Source organism: Pseudomonas sp. NPDC087358 (assembly GCF_044900785.1).
In the GTDB taxonomy this organism is placed as follows: domain Bacteria; phylum Pseudomonadota; class Gammaproteobacteria; order Pseudomonadales; family Pseudomonadaceae; genus Aquipseudomonas.
This window is the reverse complement of record NZ_JBJDOA010000002.1, coordinates 257,751-264,663: the sequence shown is the minus strand read 5'-3', so window position 1 is coordinate 264,663 and position 6,913 is coordinate 257,751. Positions and strand designations below refer to the sequence as shown.

At 59.1% G+C, this 6,913-nt stretch carries 6 protein-coding genes; 2 read left to right on the top strand and 4 right to left on the bottom strand.

The features are described from left to right. A partial coding sequence (gene rplM / locus ACI2KS_RS04830) for a 50S ribosomal protein L13 (protein ID WP_404617728.1) occupies positions 1–487 on the bottom strand: 487 nt, incomplete at its 3' end. A gap of 240 nt (positions 488–727) precedes the next feature. Between rplM and ACI2KS_RS04825 the strand changes: the two genes are divergently transcribed. Next, the gene (locus tag ACI2KS_RS04825) at positions 728–1,765 is read left to right on the top strand and encodes an NADP(H)-dependent aldo-keto reductase (RefSeq protein ID WP_404617726.1); all 1,038 of its coding nucleotides are present in this window, start codon (positions 728–730) and stop codon (positions 1,763–1,765) included. A gap of 196 nt (positions 1,766–1,961) precedes the next feature. On the opposite strand, the gene ACI2KS_RS04820 is transcribed toward ACI2KS_RS04825, so the two are convergent. Further along, complete coding sequence (locus ACI2KS_RS04820; RefSeq protein WP_404617724.1) at positions 1,962–3,098, bottom strand: acyl-CoA dehydrogenase family protein; 1,137 nt, start codon at positions 3,096–3,098, stop codon at positions 1,962–1,964. 245 nt (positions 3,099–3,343) lie between these two features. On the opposite strand from ACI2KS_RS04820, the gene ACI2KS_RS04815 reads away from it, so the two are divergent. Beyond that, positions 3,344–4,240, top strand: a complete 897-nt coding sequence (locus ACI2KS_RS04815; protein ID WP_404618471.1) for a GlxA family transcriptional regulator — start codon at positions 3,344–3,346, stop codon at positions 4,238–4,240. A gap of 160 nt (positions 4,241–4,400) precedes the next feature. Here ACI2KS_RS04815 and zapE read toward each other — a convergent pair whose 3' ends face one another. Then, the gene (zapE, locus tag ACI2KS_RS04810; RefSeq protein WP_404617722.1) at positions 4,401–5,495 is read right to left on the bottom strand and encodes a cell division protein ZapE; all 1,095 of its coding nucleotides are present in this window, start codon (positions 5,493–5,495) and stop codon (positions 4,401–4,403) included. 61 nt (positions 5,496–5,556) lie between these two features. After that, a complete protein-coding gene (locus ACI2KS_RS04805; RefSeq protein WP_404617720.1) occupies positions 5,557–6,906 on the bottom strand; it encodes a tryptophan--tRNA ligase in 1,350 nt (449 codons plus the stop codon). Between the last annotated feature and the right edge of the window lie 7 nt (positions 6,907–6,913).

Genomic DNA, 6,913 nt, shown 5'->3' with positions numbered 1-6,913 from the left:
GCTGTCTTGCGACGGCCAGTGCCGTAATTTTGAGTAGCCGACATAATGAACTATTCCGTTTAAACTTCAGTTCTTGGGGCTGCTGAGCAGTATGAGGGTGTGCAGCGCCCGCATAGACTTTCAGCTTACGATACATGTCGCGACCCAGCGGGTTCTTAGGCAGCATGCCCTTGACCGCGGTCTCGATCACGCGCTCAGGAGCTTTGGCGATCAGCTTTTCAAAGTTGATCGACTTGATCCCGCCCGGGAAACCGGAGTGAGAGTAGTAGATCTTGTCGGTGGTTTTGGCACCAGTGACACGGATTTGCTCAGCGTTGATCACGACGATGTAGTCGCCAGTGTCGACGTGCGGAGTGTATTCCGGCTTGTGTTTGCCACGCAGACGGCTCGCGATTTCGGTGGCCAGACGACCCAGGGTCTGGCCAGCAGCGTCGACGACGAACCAGTCGCGCTTTACTGTTTCCGGTTTAGCGGTAAAAGTTTTCATTCTTTATAGCCTCAAAGGCCGCCCTGAAAAATAGACGGCGGAGCTTACTCAATAATACGGTCTTTGACAAGTCAAAGGCCGCCGGGCACGAACGCTATAGGGGGCTCGGGTCAGCGCGTTCGATCGCAGCGGTATCTTGTGGCGCAGGGCATCACTCCCACGCCAAAGAGCTGCGGAATTATGCAGATTGCGAAAAAAATTTCAACCTGCTTTTATGACTCTTTTAAACAGGAGAGCCAAATGGACTATCGCCAACTGGGCAGAACCGACCTTAATGTCAGTGCAATCTGCCTCGGCACCATGACCTGGGGCGAGCAGAACAGCCAGTCCGAGGCCTTCGCCCAGATCGAACGGGCAAAAGCTGCCGGAATCAACTTCATTGACACGGCCGAGATGTACCCGGTCCCGCCCAAGCAGGAAACCTACGCCAGCACCGAAACCATCATCGGTAACTGGTTCAAGAAATCCGGCGACCGCGCCGACTGGATTCTGGCCAGCAAGATTGCAGGCCCTGGCAACGGTATCGACTACATCCGCGACGGCCAGCTGAAATTCAATCGCGAGCATATCGTTGCTGCGCTCGATGCCAGTCTCAAACGCCTGCAGACCGATTACCTCGACCTGTATCAACTGCACTGGCCGGAGCGCAGTACCAACTTCTTCGGCAAGCTGGGCTACAACCACAGCGAGGAGCAATTCACTCCCCTGCTCGAAGTTCTCCAGGCGCTCGATGAGCAGGTCAAGGCCGGCAAGATCCGTCATGTGGGGCTTTCCAACGAAACACCATGGGGCACCATGAAGTTCCTGGCCGAGTCCCAAAGCCATGGCCTCACCCGTCCGGTATCGATCCAGAACCCGTACAACCTGCTCAACCGCAGCTTTGAAGTGGGTCTGGCCGAGGTCGCCATTCGGGAGCAGTGCGGCCTGCTGGCTTATTCGCCGCTGGCGTTCGGCATGTTGTCGGGCAAGTACGCCGACGGTGCACGCCCGCCGAAGGGCCGCCTGAGCCTGTACAGCCGCTTCACCCGCTATTTCAACCCGCAATCGGAGGCAGCCTGCGCGCGCTACGTGGCTCTGGCGCGCGAACACGGCCTGGACCCGGCACAAATAGCGCTGGCATTCGTCACCAGCCGCGGGTTCGTGACCAGCAACATCATCGGCGCGACCACGCTGGAACAACTGGACAGCAACATTGCCAGTGCCGAACTGGTGCTGTCCGAAGAAGTGCTGGCGGGTATCGACGCGATTCACAAGGACCAGCCCAACCCGGCGCCTTGAGCACTCCAGCCAGGCTGGTTGCACTGGCTGAAACACAATCCCCTGTAGCCGTCAGGCTTGCCGACGGTGGCGATCTCAGGATCGACACCGTCTGTAGGAGTGAGCTTGCTCGCGATCGGGGCGAGCCAGCTACACATCAGGTGGCTGACACTCTGCAATCGCCAGCAAGCTCACTTCTACAGTACCGACACTGACCTCAAAGTGAACGAGCAATGATCTCCTTCATGATTTCGTTGGTGCCGGCATAAATCCGCTGCACTCGCGCATCCGCCCAGGCCCGGGCAATCGGGTATTCCCACATGAATCCGTAACCACCGTGCAGCTGCACGCATTCGTCGAGCACCTTGCATTGCAGATCCGTGGTCCAGTACTTGGCCATGGCCGCCGTCGGCACGTCCAGCTTGCCCTGCAGATGCAACTCCAGACAGCGATCGACGAAGATGCGGCCAATCTGCACTTCGGTGGCGATCTCTGCCAGCTTGAACCGCGTGTTCTGAAAGTCGGCAATGGGCTGACCGAACGCCTTGCGCTCGCGGGTGTAGTCAAGGGTCCACTGCAACGCGGCCTCGGCTGAGGCGATAGCCCCGATGGCCACCGTGAGGCGCTCCTGTGGCAGCTCCTGCATCAGGTAAGCGAAGCCCATGCCGGCCTGGCCCAGGAGATTTTCTTTAGGCACCCGCACGTCCTGGAAGAACAATTCGGACGTGTCCTGGGCCTTCATGCCGACTTTCTCCAGGCGCTTGCCCTTATCGAAGCCCGGCGTACCGGCTTCTACCAGAAACAGACTGGTGCCCTTGGCGCCCGCCTTAGGGTCGGTCTTGGCCACCACAATCACCAGATCGGCCAGAAAGCCGTTGGTGATGAAGGTTTTCGAGCCGTTGATGACGTATTCATCGCCATCCAGCACTGCCGTGGTCTTGACCCCTTGCAGATCGGAACCGGCGCCCGGCTCGGTCATCGCGATGGCCGTGACCAATTCGCCAGAGACCATCTTGGGCAGGTATTTAAGCTTCAGCGCCTCGCTCCCGTAATGCAGGATGTAAGGGGCGACGATGTCCGAATGCAGGGAAAACCCGATACCGGTCAGGCCCAACCGGTAGATCTCTTCGATGACCACCGTGGTATAGAGAAAATCCGCCGCCATGCCGCCATATTCTTCGGGCAGGTGCGAGCACAACATGCCCTGCTCGCCTGCGCGGTTCCAGAGCGTGCGGTCGATATGCCCCTGCTTCTCCCACTGCGCATGAAACGGCGCTGCCTGCTGCTCGAGAAACTTGCGGACGCTGTCGCGGAAAAGCTCGTGCTCGGAGCTGAAGAGTGTTCTTGGGAGCATGGGACACCTTGGGCTGGAGGGATTGTCGGACACAGTGCCCGCAGAGCGTATGCCGAGCCGATTGACGACGACACTGGACACATCAGACAAAAAATAAGACGATCACGCCGTTGCTTGACCACTTTCCCATATAAGAACAACAGATTATGTCTACTCAACACACCGTACCGTTGCGGCGCGTCAGCATTCTCGCGATCGACGGAATCTTCGCTTCCACCCTCACCCAGGCCAAGGATTTCTTCCATCTGGCCAGCCTGCGCTACGGCAAACAACTGGGCCACGGCCTCAAGGCCGCTTTCGAAACGAGACTGGTGAGCCCGGATGGGCAATCGGTGCGCAGCTTCAGTGAAATCGTATTGCCGGTTGACGGCGCCCTCGACAACGCCGACATCATCATCCTGCCCGCCTTCGTCGACAATTTCGACACCCTGCGCCAACGCTACCCACAGATCCTGCCCTGGCTGCGTGAACAGCACGCACGAGGCGCAGTACTGTGCGGTGAGGCCAGTGGCGTATTCTGGCTGGCCGAAGCCGGGCTGCTCGACGGCAAGGAGGCGACCACTTACTGGCGCTTCTTCAATGACTTCGCCGAGCGCTTCCCTAAAGTGCTGCTCAATCAGGAAAAGCACCTGACCGACGCCGATAACCTGTATTGCGCCGGCGGCTCGATCTCGGCGTGCGATCTGTACATCTATCTGATCGAGCGCTTCTGCGGCGCCAATGTGGCGCAGACAGTGGCCAGGGATATCCTCTACGAAGTGCAGCGCAGCTATGCGCCGGGACGTATGGGTTTCGGCGGGCAGAAGCTGCACCAGGACGTGATCATCCTGCAGATTCAGCACTGGCTCGAAGAGCACTTCGCCGACAAGTTTCGTTTCGAGGACGTGGCGCGCGAACACGGCATGAGCATTCGCAACTTCATGCGCCGGTTTCAGACCGCGACTGGCGACAAACCGCTGCACTACCTGCAACGGCTGCGCATCGAGACGGCCAAAGGGCTGCTGTCAGGCTCGCGCAAGAGCATCAAGACCATCAGCTACGAAGTCGGCTACGACGATGCCAGCTTCTTCGCACGGCTGTTCCGCCAGCACACCGACCTGTCGCCCAATCAGTACCGCCAGCAGTTCCAGCAGGCGGCGTGAAAAAACGGTAGGAGTGAGCTTGCTCGCGATGCTTTCGGTCAGATGAATACATCAGCGCCTGCCAGAACGCATCGCGAGCAAGCTCACTCCTACTGGTATCACCTTCGCCGAAAAATGAAAAAACCCGCAATGTGCGGGCTTTTTCACACAAATGTGTGCATCAGGGTTTGTGAGCCCGCGACAGAAACTCGTGGGATTGCATTTCCAGTAACCGGCTCAGGGTGCGCTGGAACTCGAAGTTCAGGCGTCCGCCGGTGTACAGGTCCTTCAGCTCCACTTCCGCCGAGATGATCAACTTGACGTTGCGGTCGTAGAACTCGTCGACCATGTTGATAAAGCGCCGGGCGATGTCGTCCGTGGTGACGCTCATTTGCTCGACGCCACTGAGCAAGACGGCGTGAAAGATCTTGCCCAGCTCGATGTAGTCGTTCTGGCTGCGCGGGCCGTCGCACAGTTCGCGGAAATCGAACCAGGCCACATCGTCGCAGGTACGAATCGCCTTGATCTGACGGTTCTCGATGGTCAACACATCGTTTTCGGTGGCCTTGGTACATTCCGGCGTCAGCGCCCGGAAGCTCTTGCGCATGCTTTCCTGGGCCGCTTCGTTGAGCGGGAAGTGGAACAGCTCAGCCTGCTCCAGATGGCGCAGACGATAATCCACACCGCTGTCGACGTTGACGATGTCGGTGTTCTGCTTGATCAGCGCAATGGCCGGCAGGAAGCGCGCGCGTTGCAGGCCGTCCTTGTACAGACCGTCCGGCACGATGTTGGAGGTAGCGACCAGGGTCACGCCATTTTTGAACAGCTCTTCCATCAACGTGCCGAGAATCATCGCATCGGTGATGTCAGAGACGAAAAATTCGTCGAAACAGATCACTCGCGCTTCGCCGGCAAACTGTTTGGCGATTAGCGTCAGCGGGTTCTTCTCGCCCTTAAGGTTTTTCATTTCCTCGTGCACACGCTTCATGAAGCGGTGGAAGTGCGTGCGCATCTTGTCTTCAAACGGCAGCGCTTCGAAGAAGGTATCGACCAGATAGGTCTTGCCGCGACCGACGCCGCCCCAGAAATACAGGCCCTTGACCACCGTCGGTTCTTTCTTGCCAAACAGCTTGCCGAACAGACCCGGCTTGCTGTCATGGGCAGCGACCAGATCGTCGTACAGACGCTGTAGATGGCGCACAGCGTTTTCCTGCGCAGCGTCGTGGAAGAATTCGGGTTTCTTGAGGTCGTTCTGATAGCTTTCTAGGGGGGTCATATTCGTTAGCTAGGGAGCGAAAACGGGCCGCCACTGTAGCGATGGCCCGTTGGAATGGCAATTAATCCTGCGGTGGCGCCAGGGCCAGCTTCAGGGTTTCGACCGCGGTATCACGGCTTGCAGCATCGGTAAAGGCCGGGCTGTCCGCGACACAGGCGCCGTCCAGCCACACGCTGAAGGCCTCGCCTTCTGTCCGAATATCCAATTCGCTGCCTTGCTGCAGTTGCCTGGTTACCGCACCGGCGGCCTTGCCATCGGCAAAATTTCGCGACAGCAGCAGTTGCTCGCCGTCGGCTGCCAGCAAACGGAAACGGAAACTGCCGTCGTCTTCGCGGAAGCTGACGAAACGCGCACCCTTGCTGGTTTTTTTCTTGGTCGCTGCCACAGTCTGGGTGGTGGTACGGAAAGAACGCAGGCCCACCGCCTCGCGCAATTGGCCCAAAAACGGCGTGGCAATGCGCCGGGCCTTCACCGCGCCAGCTTGCAGAATGTCTTCCAGATCGGCTGGCCGCTCGATCAGACGCAGGTAGTTCTCGCGCGCCTCACCCAGCTCGCCGTCGAGCAGCTGGAACAGGCGCTGCTTGGCATCCCCCCAACCCAGGCCCTGCAGCAGATCGTCACGGAACTCGTTGCTCTGCTCTTTGCTGGCGAAGGCCTGGTACAGGGTGAACAGGTGCGAGTTGTCCGGGTCCTTGGCCTCGCCCGGCAGGCGCGAGTCGGTGACGATGCGCGAGATTGCGTCCTTCATTTCCTTGGCGCTGCTGAACAACGGAATGGTGTTGTCGTAGCTCTTGGACATCTTGCGCCCGTCCAGGCCGGGCAGGGTCGCCACGCTCTCTTCGATCAGCGCTTCAGGCATGACGAAGAATTCCTTGCCGTTGCCGAACAGATGGTTGAAGCGTTGACCGATGTCGCGCGCCATTTCCACGTGCTGGATCTGGTCACGACCGACCGGCACCTGGTGGGCGTTGAACATCAGGATGTCGGCGGCCATCAGCACCGGGTAACTGAACAGGCCCATGCTGATACCGGCGTCCGGGTCTTCGCCGGTCTCTACGTTCTTGTCCACCGACGCCTTGTAGGCGTGCGCGCGATTGAGCAGCCCCTTGGCGGCGACGCAGGTCAGCAACCAGGTCAGCTCAGGGATTTCCGGGATGTCGGACTGGCGGTAAAAAGTCACCCGCTCGACGTCCAGACCCGCAGCCAGCCAGGTAGCAGCGATTTCCAGACGCGAGCGCTGGATGCGCAGCGGGTCATCGCATTTGATCAGCGCGTGATAGTCGGCCAGGAAATAAAACGAATCGGCGTCGCTCTGGCGGCTGGCGACGATGGCCGGGCGAATGGCGCCCGCGTAGTTGCCCAGGTGTGGCGTGCCGGTGGTGGTGATACCGGTCAGGATACGAGTGGTCATGGCTAGT

What these genes read in the sequence shown, in the direction of transcription:
- ACI2KS_RS04825 (WP_404617726.1), top strand. Translation starts at nt 728, where the DNA reads ATGGACTATCGCCAACTGGGCAGAACCGACCTTAATGTCAGTGCAATC.
- ACI2KS_RS04820 (WP_404617724.1), bottom strand. Translation starts at nt 3,098, where the DNA reads ATGCTCCCAAGAACACTCTTCAGCTCCGAGCACGAGCTTTTCCGCGAC.
- zapE (WP_404617722.1), bottom strand. Translation starts at nt 5,495, where the DNA reads ATGACCCCCCTAGAAAGCTATCAGAACGACCTCAAGAAACCCGAATTC.
- ACI2KS_RS04805 (WP_404617720.1), bottom strand. Translation starts at nt 6,906, where the DNA reads ATGACCACTCGTATCCTGACCGGTATCACCACCACCGGCACGCCACAC.